The organism is Meishania litoralis, from assembly GCF_042611095.1.
GTDB classification, from domain to species: Bacteria; Bacteroidota; Bacteroidia; order Flavobacteriales; family Flavobacteriaceae; genus Meishania; species Meishania litoralis.
In genome coordinates this window covers 170,124-183,917 of record NZ_JBHFPV010000001.1, presented here as the reverse complement: position 1 = coordinate 183,917, position 13,794 = coordinate 170,124, and the positions used below count along the sequence as shown (strand labels likewise).

Below are 13,794 nucleotides of genomic sequence, written 5' to 3'. Positions count from 1 at the left end.
TCAGTATATTGAACGGTTCTTAAAATTTGCGACCATGTATACCGATAGACGAAATTTCATCAAAAAAAGCTCACTTGCCGCGACGGGAGTAACGGCTTCTTTTCTATTTCCGATAGAACTTTTAGGCAAGATTCGTAAAAAGGTCGGGCCGAACGATCGGATCAACGTAGGTTTGATAGGTTGCAATGGCATGGGTTTTTCCGATTTAAGTTCGATGCTCAAAATTAGCGAGGTCGATATAATTGGCCTTTGCGATGTCGATGAAAGCGTATTGAAGAAACGTACGGCAGACCTCGAAAAGGCTGGAATAAAAAAGCCGACATGGTACAAAGACTATCGAAAACTGCTCGAAAATAAAGATATCGATGTCGTGATAATCGGCACCCCTGACCATTGGCACTGCTTAATGTTGACCGACGCCTTGCAGGCTGGTAAGGATGTATATTGTGAAAAGCCGATCGCCAATTCGATACAAGAGGCCGACATTATGCTCAATTATGTCGGAGCCAGTGATAGAATGGTGCAAATTGGACAATGGCAGCGAAGCCAGCCCCATTTTGTCGATGCCATCGACTTTGTACATTCCGGTAAACTTGGCAATATCAGGTTGGCAAAGGCTTGGGCCTATCAAGGCTGGATGAAACCTGTGCCCATAATCGAAGACTCGGCCGTACCGGAAGGTGTTGATTATAATATGTGGTTAGGACCGGCAGCACTGCGGCCCTTTAACCAGAATCGCTTTCACTTTAATTTTAGATGGTTCTGGGATTACGCCGGAGGATTAATGACCGATTGGGGCGTTCATTTAATTGATTATGCGCTATATGGCATGAAGGCCGGAAGACCGAAATCGGTGATGGCACTTGGTGGGAAATTCGCCTATCCGGATGATGCTTCCGAAACGCCCGATACCCTTCAGACCGTTTTTGAGTACGACGATTTTTCCATTTTATGGGAACACGCAACGGGAATAGACGGCGGAAACTATGGACGAAACCACGGAATAGCCTTCATCGGAAATCTCGGTACCTTGGTGCTGGACCGTAGTGGATGGGAGATCATTCCCGAAAAAGAATTTCAAGGTTGGGGAAAGGAGGGCATTCCGAAAATAGAAGCACAAGCGCATGATACCGGCGGTGTCAGTGGATTGGACCTTCATACGAAAAATTTTATTGAAGCTGTAAAAAATCGAGACGCTTCAAAGCTTACGGCACCTATAAAAGTGGGCTATGATGCCGCTTTGGTCTCGCATATGGGCAATGTAGCCTTCAAAACGGGCAATCGCATCTATTGGGATGCGGCCGCCAACAAATTCAAGGAAGAAGCCGCCAACGAGTTTACAAAGGCGACCTATCACAACGGTTGGAAGCTACCGATGCTTTGAACGGTTATCGATACTTGTCATTAAGGCCCTTGCCTTTTTTTATGATGGGAATAATCTTATCCAACCTTTTTATTTTGGTTTTTTCTTGTTTGGCGTCTGCGATGTACTCGGCATATTCGGTCTGTTTATAAGGTGATAGCTTTTTGAAAATATCTTCGGCCGAATTTTTTTTCAAGGCATCCATCAATAGTTGTGGAACGATGACAGCTTTTCTTTTTTTCTTTTGGGCAGGGGCCAAAACCAGACCTTTCTTTTGATTTTCCAAGGCTTCCCGAATATAGTACAGTACCCCTTTTTCGTCGATTTCATCCAAAGATGTAAAATGCCAATGTCTCATGGTCAAGGTCTTACCTTTTTGCACGTTTACGAGTACGTTTTTCGGATCTTTTAAAAACATTCCATTGAAAAAACCGATTCCGAAATGATTTTTGAACCTAGCTATCCAGAATACATTTTTTCCATCGATTGCATATACCGGGGCTTGCCATTTGAAAGTTTCCTCTGCATTGGCCTTTAATGCCAAATCGCGCAAAACATTTATCCCTTCCTTAAAATGATGGGCAGTCTCATAATACGCCTCCACTTTTTCTAAAATATCCATACCGGCTATTCTTTGCTTGCCGTAAGTTCGCAAATTTTGACGATAACCTCAACGGCCTTAAGCATACTTTCGACCGGTATATATTCATACTTTCCATGAAAATTATGTCCGCCTGCAAAAATATTCGGGCAAGGCAATCCCATAAAGCTCAACTGCGAGCCGTCAGTTCCTCCACGTATCGGCTTTATTATCGGTGTGACACCAACCGCTTCCATGGCAGCTTTGGCGATCTCAACGATATGAAAAACGGGTTCGACCTTTTCGCGCATATTGTAGTACTGGTCTTTTAGTTCGAGGGTAATTTGTTTTCCATGTTTTTCGTTCAATGATTCCGCCGTTTTTTGCAATAATCGCTTTCTTCTTTCGAACTGGTTCCTGTCATGATCTCGAATTATAAGTTCGAGCTCGGCATGTTCAATTTCACCTTGAATATGGTGCACATGAAAAAAACCTTCTCTTTTGCTAGTATTTTGAGGTGTTTCCTCATGGGGTAAGGCTTTCATAAACTCGTGCGCAAGACTTATGGCATTGATCATTTTGTTTTTGGCATATCCGGGGTGTACGCTTTTTCCCTTAATGACGATTTTCGCACTTGCGGCATTGAAATTCTCGTATTCAAGCTCTCCGATTTGACTGCCGTCAACGGTATAGGCCCAATCGGCACCAAATTTTTCAACATCGAAACGATGTGCGCCACGACCGATTTCCTCGTCAGGGGTAAAACCTACTTTTATCTCGCCATGTTCGATTTCGGGATGTTGGATCAAATATTCCATCGCCGTAACGATTTCGGCGATACCCGCTTTATCATCTGCGCCCAAAAGGGTTGTGCCGTCTGTGGTTATCAGGGTCTGCCCTTTGTAGAAAAGCAAATCTTCGAAATAATCGGGTGAGAGAACGATATTATCTGCGGCATTCAGAACGATATCACCTCCATCGTAATTTTCTATGATCCTCGGGTTAACGTTAGTTCCAGAAAAGTCGGGCGATGTATCGAAGTGAGAGATAAATCCGATGGTCGGTATTTTTTTGTCGACATTGCCCGGTAAAGTTGCCATAATGTAGGCATTGTCGTCGATAGAGACATTTTTCATGCCTATTTCTTGCAGTTCTTCGGCAAGTTTTTGTGCCAAGACCCATTGCTTTTCAGTACTGGGGGTGCTGTCAGAGGTTGGGTCACTTTGCGTATCAATGGTTGCGTACCCGATAAATCGGTCGATTATGTGCTGCATTTATATAATTTTTGAGTAAAAATACTGTTTATACTAGAGCAAATACAAGTTGTAACCGTATGTATTCCAAAGCCATTCTTACATTAGTGGTAACTTTCTTCTTGTTTTTTTCGGCCAGTGCCCAAAGTTGTACTTTGGACATCGGCGGAAAGAACATCGACCTTATTGTAAAGGTTTTTCAGTTAAATGAAAAACAAGTAACTGCAATGGAGGAAATAAGGGCTGAACTTGAAGTGACGTCCAAGGCCATAAAAGATGATATTCAAAAACTTTTTGATCAGCACCCACAGAGTTCACCCGAGCAGTTGACCACTTTGGCCGAAAAATACAAAATGCTCCAACAAAAATTGATCGACGCCTCATATGAAAGCGATAAGAAGTTGCTCGTGATGTTCAACGAAAGGCAATATGAACGCTATCTAAGTCTTTGTGTCGAGGCTTTGTTAGACCCCATTCGCGTGGATCCGGTTCAAATGGGAGATGCCGTGGACCCAAAATGATGTTAACCTTCGGGTGTTGATAAAAACGGTTGGTATAGGGAAAATACAAGGCTTTTGTTTGTATTTTTACCAAAATCCTCCCGCGTTTTATGTACAAAATTATCGTTCGGCCCTTACTTTTTCTACTTGATCCGGAAAGGGTTCATCATCTTACATTTTCACTCATTCGATTGTTTTCGAATATCGGATTTTCTCGAATTTTCAGGTCGATTTTTGTAATCGAGGACAAAAGGTTGGAGCGTGAGGTTTTTGGTCTGAAGTTCAAAAATCCCGTTGGTCTTGCGGCTGGCTTCGATAAGGATGCCAAATTGTACCAAGAGCTTTCAAATTTTGGGTTCGGATTTATCGAAATCGGTACCTTGACGCCCAAAGCCCAGGCAGGCAATCCAAAAAAAAGACTATTTCGATTAAAGGTAGACAAGGCCATAATAAACCGTATGGGTTTCAACAATCAAGGGGTTTTCGATGCGGTTGAACGTCTAAAGACGAACAAAAATGTGATGATAGGGGGTAATATCGGAAAGAACAAGGTTACCCCGAACGACAATGCCATTAAAGATTATCTAATCTGTTTTGATGCACTTTTCAAATATGTGGATTACTTCGTTGTCAATGTGAGCTCGCCAAATACCCCCGGTCTTAGGGAACTGCAAGATAAAGAGCCTTTGACGGCCTTATTGAAAGAGCTCAAAAAGGAAAATGAAAAATACGCGGCTAAAGCTTCGAACGGTCTAGAAAAGCCTATCCTGTTAAAAATTGCACCTGACCTGACCGAAGCCCAGTTGATCGATATTATCGAGATCGTAAAGACGACCGGAATAGACGGCGTTATCGCGACAAATACGACGATCGAACGCAAAGATTTGAAATCTGACCTTGTAGATGCCGAAGAAAAAGGTGGGCTCAGCGGAAAACCATTGACGGAGCGAAGTACCGAAGTTATTCGGTTTTTAGCTGAAAATAGCAATAAGGCCTTTCCGATTATCGGGGTAGGAGGCATACATTCACCCCAAGATGCTTTGGACAAACTAAATGCCGGTGCCGATCTCGTTCAGCTCTATACCGGATTTATTTACGAAGGGCCGAGCCTCGTCAAAAGAATCAATAAAGCTATCTTAAATATGTAGTGGGTTGTTCGGACATTAAATATTTACCATCAACCATCAACCATCAACTATTTCGTCCAATAATCGACAACCGTAACATCGTCAAGGTGCGGTCCCAATACTTCGCCAAAAGCCTTATGCGCCGGGTGGGGTAGATAAACGGCACGATCTTCCTCTGATTTAAAAGTTAAAAAGAAGCAATGGGTAAGGCCTTTGTTCAAGCCTTCGGGACTATTGTTCGTCCCCCATTCGTATCCGGCAATTTCGGGTATTTTCGAGGGTAGGGCAGAAAATGCCTCTTCGACTTTTTTGATATCATCCTTAGACGTTCCATCCTTGAATTTGAACAGAACCACGTGCCTCAAAACACTATCGCCTACCAGAGTTTTTTCCATAGCTATCTTTTTGTTTTCTTTTACTTCCTTTTTTGATGTAAATCCACATGCCAAGATACCTAGAAACAATAGCAGGGTAAAACCGTAATTTTTCATTTCATATTGATTTAAGTCGAAAGATATAAAAAATAGATGTCATTGAATTTGTATTTTACGGTCAATTAATGGGTTCAATATCTGAGTATGGATTTTGAAGTTTTAGTAGGCTTTATGTTGGCCACGGCGGCTTTGGCATTTTCGCCCGGACCGGACAATATTTATGTGCTCATGCAGAGCATGGTCAATGGCAAAAAATATGGTTTGGCCACGGTTGCGGGGCTTATTTCGGGTTGTCTGGTACATACTTCGTTCTTGGCCTTCGGTGTTTCGGCCGTAATCAAACGGAGCGATACGCTTTTTTTTACGATTAAACTATTTGGGGCGATATATCTCATTTATTTGGCGTATCGGGTTTTCAAAAGTAATGGCGATATTCGATTACAGAATAATGGGGTGCCCCAAAAAAGCCTTCTACAGTTGTTCAGGCAAGGTTTCATTATGAACGTCCTGAATCCTAAAGTCGCTATTTTCTTCTTGGCCTTTTTCCCCGGATTTTTATTCAGTGATACGATAAATACGGTTGTTCAATTCTTCGTTCTCGGATTTTTGTTCATGTTGGTGTCCTTTATTGTTTTTGCCCTAATCGCGATCCTGGCAGGTTATATTTCCGATTTTATCAAAGAAAACTCAAATGTAGGGTTCTATCTGAAATGGCTGCAAATTTTGGTATTCGTTGGTATTGCTGTCTACATATTGATATCGGATAAATAGTGCTAATTTTGATTAATCCATTGGTGGTCTATGTCCGAAAAAGTTAAAATAATCGAATGCCCCCGTGATGCGATGCAAGGAATCAAGACCTTCATCCCGACCGAGGCCAAGGCCAAATACCTGCAATCGTTATTGGGGTGCGGTTTTGATACGATTGATATTGGCAGTTTCGTGTCACCCAGAGCCATACCGCAAATGGCCGATACGGCAAAGGTTTTGAACCAACTTGATTTCACGGAAACAAGCAGCAAGTTTTCCGTAATTGTTGCCAATGTAAGAGGTGCCCAAGATGCTGTCGAGCATGAACAGATCGATTATTTGGGATTTCCATTTTCGATTTCGGAAAATTTTCAAATGCGCAATACCCATAAGACCATTGCGCAATCGGTAGCTACCTTGCAAGAAATATTCAACATTGCCGACGCGGCCAATAAGGAAGTCGTCACTTATATTTCCATGGGATTCGGAAATCCGTACGGTGACCCTTGGAATGTCGAAATCGTAGGGGAGTGGACAGAGAAACTTACTGCCATGGGTGCCCGAATCCTATCCTTGTCCGACACAATCGGTTCTTCTACGCCCGATATCATCGACTACCTTTTCTCAAACTTGATTCCCAAATATCCACAGGTAGAGTTTGGGGCCCATTTGCATACCACTCCTTCCAAATGGAAAGAAAAAGTTGATGCCGCATATAGATCGGGTTGCAGAAGATTCGATGGGGCCATTCAAGGTTTTGGCGGTTGCCCCATGGCCAAGGACGAATTGACCGGAAATATGCCCACCGAAAAAATGCTTTCCTATTTTACGGCCGAAAAAATCGATTCGGGAGTCAATTGGCTCGATTTCGAAGCGGCCTACAACAAGGCACTGGAACTGTTTTCGAAATATTCCGAATAGGAAATTGAACCCATGGGCTTTTGCACTCAAAATGTGAGCTGGACCGCAGCCCCCGCAACCTTTTAAAAACCAGTCCTTTTTCGGAAATAAATCGCTATTTTTAGAGATGTCCCAGCAATATACTCGTACTTGGTAAAGGTCAAGGATCTTAAAATATAATCGATAAGCGTATATAACGTGTCTAGGAAAGTTAAAATAACCGTTGTCGCGATCATGACCTTGGCGATCAATATGTTTTTGGTGCATGGTCAGGCTGAAGGAAGTGAGAAGGCGCTCTTTGACGGGAAGACGTTCAAAGGGTGGGAGGGGGATACGACCAACATGTGGCGTATTGAGAACGGAACACTGCTAGGAGGTTCGTTGGAACATGAAGTGCCCCATAACGATTTTCTGTGTACGGAGAAATCCTATTCCGACTTTGTTTTGACCTTGAAGATCAAACTGACCGGAGACGAAGGGTTCATAAATTCGGGAATTCAATTTCGGAGCGAGCGAATGAAAGAACCTGCGCATGAAATGAAAGGCTATCAGGCGGATTGGGGTGAAGGGTACTGGGCCAGTCTCTATGACGAATCGAGAAGGAACAAGACCTTGATGGCTCCCGATGCTGCACAAATATTGCAATGGATCAAGAAAAACGATTGGAACGATTATGAGATTCGGGCCGAAGATCGACACATACGCCTTTACATCAACGGACATAAAACGGTGGATTATCATGAAGATGATGCCGATATTCCCCAAGAAGGTGTAATCGGTATCCAAATACACGGGGGCGGGAAAGCGTTGGTGGCCATTAAGGATATTTTTATAACAGAACTGAAAGAGTAATTATGGCATCATAGTCGTTGATAAATAACGGCTTTTATAGATTATGAAGAATAGCAATCGATTGGCATTTCGAACAATGCTCGCAATAGTCCTTATAGGTATAATTGTCTCATGCCGACCTAAGGAAAAAGAGACTTCCGAGGCGCAGGAAGTCGAAAATGACGATCGAATCGATCGCGATTATGCCCTTGAGGCGACCATGTTGGGTTATTTTGCACAAGACGGCACGAGAAACCCTACTCTGAGGGCGAACAAGGGCGACCGGGTTCGTATTACCATTACCAATGGTGAAGTCATGACCCATGATGTGGCCATGGAAAAACTAGGTATAAAAAGCGAAACCTTGTTAGAGAAGGGGTCGAGCACAAGCATTGTTTTTATTGCGACCTCAGACGATACGTATTACTGCACCGTTCCCGGTCATCGGGCTGCAGGGATGGTCGGAAAATTTGAAATTACCGAAGGCGAAATAGTCGCACCCACCGTTGTCGGCATTGTTCCCGTAAAAAATGACAAACCCTTGAACGTAGGTTTTGAACGGGGCAATCTGAGCGATTGGAAATCCGAGGGGGAAGCCTTTGAAGCCCCGTTGTTCAATAATCCATCCACAGTACATGAAAAGGATGTAAAGATTGGTCTTGACGGGGATTATTTTTTGAGCAGTGGTGGCACAATGAACTATAAACTAAAAGGAACGCTGACTTCCGTTCCTTTTGAAATTACGCATCCCTTTGCAGCATTCAAGGTTTCAGGTGGGGCACTGGCAGATACCCGTGTCGAGTTGGTCTTGGCAGGTACCGATGAAGTGGTTTTTACATCGACCGGGCAGGGCAGGGCTACCTTGCAACCTGTGGTGGTCGATTTGGGCGATTATTTGAATAAAGAGATATTCATTCGAATTGTCGATAACGAAACGGGTACTTCGCCCATTCCATATATCGGCGATGATAAATGGGCACATATCAGTTTTGACGATTTCCGCTTTTACCCTAGCCGTCCGACTTTTACGAATGAATTGAACCAAGAAGATATTATTGTGCTTCCCCCGTTGGATCCGATCATCAATTCTGGACTTTCGGGAAAAGAGGCGGCGAAAGCCATGACATTGCCCGAGGATTTCAAAATAACCCTTGCGGCATCAGAACCTGATGTTGTAAGGCCGATTAGTTTTACGATCGATGCCCGTGGAAGGCTTTGGGTAGTCGAGGGGCATACTTACCCCGTACCGGCAGCCGAGGGAAAAGGAAGAGATCGAATCTTGATTTTTGAAGATACCAATGGCGACGGAACCTTGGACAAGCGAAAGGTTTTTATCGAAGGTCTGAATCTGGCCAGCGGAATCGAAGTAGGCATGGGTGGTGTCTGGGTAGGTGCCGCGCCCTATTTGCTGTTTATTCCGGTCGATGATGCCAATGATAAACCTTCCGGTCCACCTCAAATTCTGCTCGATGGCTGGGGGCTTGAAGATACCCACGAGGTACTTAATAATCTAAGATGGGGACCCGATGGTTGGCTATACGGCGTACATGGGGTCTTTACCCATTCCAATGTGGGCAAGCCCGGAGCTTCTGATAAAGAACGTACGAAATTAAACGCGGCGGTTTGGCGTTACCATCCGACCAAACATGAGTTCGAGATTTTTTCAGAAGGTACCAGCAACCCTTGGGGTATCGACTTCAATGATTATGGGCATGCGTTCATAACGGTCTGCGTGATTCCGCACATGTACCATATCGTTCAGGGTGCTCGATATCAACGTCAAGGGGGCGAACATTTTAATGCCTATACCTATGACGATATCAAGACCATTGGTGATCACGTCCATTATTTGGGCGATCGCGGCCCCCATGCCGGCAACTTTAGGTCTGCCGCCGCCGGCGGGGGGCATGCCCATGCCGGGGCGATGATCTATCTCGGTGGCGATACTTGGCCCGATCACTACCGCAATACCATTTTTATGAACAATATCAATGGCGCACGATTGAACAATGATCAACTTACGCGTTCGGGCTCGGGCTATGTGGCCTCCCACAACAAAGATTTTTTGGTAATGAACGATTCGTGGTCGCAATGGCTGAATTTCAAATACGACCCCAGCGGTTCTGTGTTTGCTATCGATTGGTACGACCAAAACCAATGTCATAGTCCAAACCCCGATGTACACGATAAAACGTTGGGCCGTATCTTTAAGATTACACATAAGGATGATAAGTGGGTGCAGGTCGATCTGACGAAGGCATCCGACCTTGATCTGGTAGAGTATCAGCTCCATCCCAATGAATGGTATGTGAGGCAGGCCAGGACGATCTTGCAGGAAAGAGGTGGAAATCCGGAGGTACATTCGGCCCTGAAAAAAATATTGAATGAAAACCCGGATGTGACCCGAAAGCTACGCGCTTTATGGACACTTCATGTAACCAATGGCCTTTCTGAAAGCGATTTGAACGATTTATTGGAAAACAAGAACGAGTACCTTAGAAGTTGGGCCATACAATTGATGAGTGAAGATAAAATGGTTTCCGAACAAACAATGGCGCGTTTTGGCCAAATAGCTGAAAAAGATTCTTCGCCTTTGGTAAGACTTTATCTTGTCTCCGGCTTGTTGAGATTACCGCCGAAAGAACGATGGAACACCGTTCAGGGGCTTTTGCATAGAAGTGAAGATGCGGGCGATCATAACCTGCCTTTGATGTTATGGTATGCTTTTGAACCCTTGATCGATTTGGATATGGAGCGTGCCCTGAAATTGGCCGAAACTTCCGAAATACCTAAAATATTGGATTATTCCATTCGAAAAATCGGATCAATGAATACCTCAAAATCAAAAAGTCTATTGGAAGATTTAAAAAGAAAATTGAACGGTGAAGATTCGAACGAGAACATATACTATCGAGTACAAATAGATAGTGTACTTTCGAATACTAACCATTAAGAAAGATGCTCAAAAACATCGTGTGAAATGAAAGATACATTCTATTTGCGGTTTTCGTCGGTACCTATCTCATTGTTCGTCTTGCTAATCGGTCTGTGGTCGGCCAATGGACAGCAGGGTACCTCTAAACATTTCAAGAAAACCACCATTACAAGGGATTTTATTTCTGAAGGCAGCGCAGTGGCCGATTTGAACAATGATGGGCAATTGGATATCGTGGCGGGCTATTATTGGTTTGAGGCACCCAATTGGACACGCCATGAAATGGCCCCATCACGTACGTTTGACCCTTATAAGGAATACAGCGAATCCTTTCTCAATCTCGGTATGGATGTGAATCTTGACGGGTGGGATGATGTGATAGTAATCGATTATCCCGGAAAACCCGCTTTTTGGTTCGAGAATCCGAAGAATGAACCTGGCGAATGGAAAAAACATATCATCGCGGATTCCGTGGGCATTGCGAACGAATCCCCCGGATTTGTCGATATGGATGGTGATGGAAGGCTTGAAATACTCTGTGGCGATGTCGATAAAAAGCAGATAATCTGGCTACAGGCCCCTTTGGAAAAGGGACAAACGGAATGGAAGCGCTACGCGTTGAGCGAGGAAAATGTACCCGGAACGGAACGGTATTCACACGGTATCGGTTATGGGGATGTCAATAACGATGGAATCGAAGATGTAATGATCAAAGAAGGTTGGTTCGAAGGAAAGGTCGAAAAAAAGTCTGGAGATTGGATTTTTCACAATACGAACCTCGGTGAGGATTGTTCCCATATGCAGGTACTCGATGTAAACGGTGATGGTATCAACGATGTGGTCAGTGCCTCTGCCCATAAATTGGGTGTTTGGTGGCATGAACAAAATCAAAACGGAAAATTCAGCACCCATTTGATCAGCTCCACTACGGCACAGACCCATGCGACCATTATGGCCGATTTAAATGGGGATGGGCGTTCGGAAATGATTTCCGGAAAGCGGTTTTTGGCACATAATGGCAATGACCCGGGCGATGCCGAAGACCCCTTCTTGTTCTATATCGAGTTCACGCCCGATGAAAAACCATACTTTAAAGAGCATTTGATAGATGATGATTCCGGTATCGGACTCAATATTACCGTTGCCGACATCAACAAAGATGGTAGGCCCGACATTGTCATAGTCAATAAGAATGGGGTATTCCTTTTTGAGAATAATATTGGTAAATGATTGCTTTGGTAAAGCTATGCTCAATTAGATGGTTAAAAAGACTTGCCCCTCTAAATCAATTGTCAAATATGTGTTTCCAATGTTGAGGTTACATTCTTCATCCATTTTGGCAATGGCCAGTATGTTCTTAAGTAGTTCAAAGCAAATATGAAAACATAGGGTGTCCGAATCGGTTTGATGAAAGATGTTTCGTCCTAAATTGCCATAATACGCTCCGACTGCACTCGCTTGGTCTACCGATCCATCGGAACCTGCCTAGATGATCATTGTTCAAGACGGTCATATATAGGCACGGATTTGAAAGGTAGAATCAATATGCATTGGCAAACAACCTTCCTCCAATAGCTAACGGTCTTATCAGGTTTAGCATGATAAAATATAGAACGTAGAGGGTCCCTTCATCCTGACGTCCATTTGCGGACATTACATGGGAATCGCTTCGGTTTTTCAAATGTTAAACTTTGTATTTTATTTAGAATTGATATAAATAAAGTTTGTCGATTTCATAATTGGGGTTAAATTTGCGCTTCTTTAAATTAATTATTTATACATAATCTAAATAAAAATAAACCAATCATGCTTAAAATTTGTTCAGCACTTGCCGTATTGTTCGTGTCGTTTTCATTTGCTCAAGTGGGTACCGATTCGATTATGCTAGATCCGCAAAAACAGTTGAATTCCGCACAAAGAATTCTTTCCGGAAACTACGGATCGGAGGTTACTGTAGGGGCCTATGGTGAAATGTTGTACAACCAACCCGAGGGCGATAACGGTGAAATCGATGTGCAGCGTTTGGTACTGTTACTAGGGTATCGTTTTACCGACAAGGTTCAATTCTTTACCGAGATTGAATTTGAGCATGTAGAGGAAGTTTTTGTCGAACAGGCTTTTGTCAACTATAACGTCGCCAATAATGTGAACTTGCGCGGTGGTTTGATGTTGGTGCCCATGGGCATAATAAACGAATATCACGAACCCACGACCTTTAACGGGGTGGAGCGTCCGGCAATGGACAATGCCATCGTGCCGACCACTTGGCGCGAGCTCGGTGTTGGCGTGAGTGGTCGCCTGAACGATGTATCCTTGGGATATCAAGTCTATGTCTTCAATGGTTTCAAATCGACCGAGGCTGATGGCGAAGGTGGAGTTTCAGGGTTTTTGCAAGGCTCAAGTGGATTACGCGGCGGTCGGCAAAAAGGAATTAAATCCACCGTGGACAGTCCCACGCTTTCAGCCAAAATAGACTATTATGGTATACCGGGGCTTCGATTGGGTTTGTCAGGTTATTTCGGAAAGACCCAAGCTGCAGATGATGTAGAGGAAATCAATGGTGCGAATATCGGTATTTCGATGATCGGCCTTGACGCACGCTATGCTTATCGAAGATTTACGGCCAGAGGTCAGTTTATCCATGCCTCACTGAGCGATACCGGGCCATACAACAGCATTACAGGAAGAGATCTCGGTAGCGCTTTACAAGGCTTTTATGTTGAGGGGGGCTATAACCTTCTTCCGACCGTAAAGAAGCAGAAATTATTCGCCTTTGTCCGGTACGAAAGGTTCGATACACATGCCGACACCGAAGGGTCACTGCAACGAAACGAGACCTACGATAGAACCGATGTGACCACGGGTCTTTCTTATCATATTGCCCCGGGTGTCGTGGTAAAAGGCGACTATCAATTCAGAAGTAACTTGTTGGAGGGTACCGAGGGGGTGAAAAATCGACTCAATCTGGGTATTGGGGTATGGTTCTAGCTATGCTATGAAATTTTAAGTACTAAAAATACTTCGTTTTTATTAAGATTAATTCCAAATAATTATATTTGTCGCATGCGTTCGATGAAGACCATTTGTGTTTTGCCGTTGATGGCTTCCTTTTTGCTCCTAG

12 protein-coding genes are annotated in these 13,794 nt (G+C 43.8%); 9 read left to right on the top strand and 3 right to left on the bottom strand.

From position 1 onward, the window contains the following. Window positions 1-34 precede the first annotated feature (34 nt). Complete coding sequence (locus tag ACEZ3G_RS00855; RefSeq protein ID WP_432423589.1) at window positions 35-1,384, top strand: Gfo/Idh/MocA family protein; 1,350 nt, start codon at window positions 35-37, stop codon at window positions 1,382-1,384. A gap of 4 nt (window positions 1,385-1,388) precedes the next feature. On the opposite strand, the gene ACEZ3G_RS00850 is transcribed toward ACEZ3G_RS00855, so the two are convergent. Together ACEZ3G_RS00850 and pepT are read right to left on the bottom strand one after the other, a co-directional pair. Then, window positions 1,389-1,985, bottom strand: a complete 597-nt coding sequence (locus tag ACEZ3G_RS00850) for a YdeI/OmpD-associated family protein (RefSeq protein ID WP_432423588.1) — start codon at window positions 1,983-1,985, stop codon at window positions 1,389-1,391. Between the two features lie 5 nt (window positions 1,986-1,990). After that, on the bottom strand, window positions 1,991-3,217 hold the full coding sequence (pepT, locus tag ACEZ3G_RS00845) for a peptidase T (RefSeq protein WP_432423587.1): 1,227 nt from the start codon (window positions 3,215-3,217) through the stop codon (window positions 1,991-1,993). 59 nt (window positions 3,218-3,276) lie between these two features. Between pepT and ACEZ3G_RS00840 the strand changes: the two genes are divergently transcribed. Together ACEZ3G_RS00840 and ACEZ3G_RS00835 are read left to right on the top strand one after the other, a co-directional pair. Further along, the gene (locus ACEZ3G_RS00840; RefSeq protein WP_432423586.1) at window positions 3,277-3,717 is read left to right on the top strand and encodes a hypothetical protein; all 441 of its coding nucleotides are present in this window, start codon (window positions 3,277-3,279) and stop codon (window positions 3,715-3,717) included. Window positions 3,718-3,806: 89 nt separating this feature from the next. Then, on the top strand, window positions 3,807-4,844 hold the full coding sequence (locus tag ACEZ3G_RS00835) for a quinone-dependent dihydroorotate dehydrogenase (RefSeq protein WP_432423585.1): 1,038 nt from the start codon (window positions 3,807-3,809) through the stop codon (window positions 4,842-4,844). Between the two features lie 47 nt (window positions 4,845-4,891). Here ACEZ3G_RS00835 and ACEZ3G_RS00830 read toward each other — a convergent pair whose 3' ends face one another. After that, window positions 4,892-5,314: a Dabb family protein gene (locus ACEZ3G_RS00830; protein ID WP_432423584.1), complete on the bottom strand. Its 423-nt coding sequence runs from the start codon at window positions 5,312-5,314 to the stop codon at window positions 4,892-4,894. A gap of 87 nt (window positions 5,315-5,401) precedes the next feature. On the opposite strand from ACEZ3G_RS00830, the gene ACEZ3G_RS00825 reads away from it, so the two are divergent. The 6 genes from ACEZ3G_RS00825 (at window position 5,402) to ACEZ3G_RS00800 (ending at window position 13,661) form a co-directional block, all read left to right on the top strand. Further along, entirely contained in the window at window positions 5,402-6,028 is a 627-nt protein-coding gene (locus ACEZ3G_RS00825) for a LysE family translocator (protein WP_432423583.1), read from the top strand. 30 nt (window positions 6,029-6,058) lie between these two features. Further along, window positions 6,059-6,928, top strand: a complete 870-nt coding sequence (locus ACEZ3G_RS00820) for a hydroxymethylglutaryl-CoA lyase (RefSeq protein ID WP_432423582.1) — start codon at window positions 6,059-6,061, stop codon at window positions 6,926-6,928. A gap of 177 nt (window positions 6,929-7,105) precedes the next feature. Further along, window positions 7,106-7,759 (top strand): 3-keto-disaccharide hydrolase, encoded by a 654-nt coding sequence (locus ACEZ3G_RS00815; RefSeq protein WP_432423581.1) that lies wholly within the window; start codon window positions 7,106-7,108, stop codon window positions 7,757-7,759. Window positions 7,760-7,802: 43 nt separating this feature from the next. Next, entirely contained in the window at window positions 7,803-10,691 is a 2,889-nt protein-coding gene (locus ACEZ3G_RS00810; RefSeq protein WP_432423580.1) for a PVC-type heme-binding CxxCH protein, read from the top strand. 27 nt (window positions 10,692-10,718) lie between these two features. Continuing rightward, complete coding sequence (locus ACEZ3G_RS00805; protein WP_432423579.1) at window positions 10,719-11,903, top strand: FG-GAP repeat domain-containing protein; 1,185 nt, start codon at window positions 10,719-10,721, stop codon at window positions 11,901-11,903. Between the two features lie 576 nt (window positions 11,904-12,479). Further along, window positions 12,480-13,661 carry a porin gene (locus tag ACEZ3G_RS00800; RefSeq protein ID WP_432423578.1) on the top strand — a complete coding sequence of 394 codons (1,182 nt, stop codon included), beginning with the start codon at window positions 12,480-12,482 and terminating at the stop codon, window positions 13,659-13,661. The last annotated feature ends 133 nt before the right edge of the window (window positions 13,662-13,794 follow it).